Here is a 217-nt window from a genome sequence, read left to right as displayed (position 1 = left end):
ATAAAACATGATCTGAAACTGGAAGAGCGGGTATATCTTTGCAGCTGCGGAAACCGGATGGACCGTGATGAAAATGCGGCGGTCAACATCTGCCGGGAAGGGCTGAGAATATCCGGGATCATATTGGAAAAGAGCGAAAAAGCATCATAAAAAGATATCAGTCCAAAAGAACCGTGGGACACACGGGGATCGCTCGTGAATGCTTTGCCCAACGGGG

Annotated in this window: 1 protein-coding gene; it reads left to right on the top strand. The window is 48.8% G+C overall.

Going from position 1 to position 217, the window contains the following annotated elements:
* Entirely contained in the window at positions 1-150 is a 150-nt protein-coding gene (locus GPK90_RS17935) for a zinc ribbon domain-containing protein (RefSeq protein WP_346011302.1), read from the top strand.
* The last annotated feature ends 67 nt before the right edge of the window (positions 151-217 follow it).

This window comes from Clostridium sp. MCC344 (genome assembly GCF_018785365.1).
In the GTDB taxonomy this organism is placed as follows: domain Bacteria; phylum Bacillota; class Clostridia; order Lachnospirales; family Lachnospiraceae; genus Pilosibacter.
Note: the sequence above shows the minus strand (reverse complement) of the source record. Positions and strands in the feature narration are given on the sequence as shown.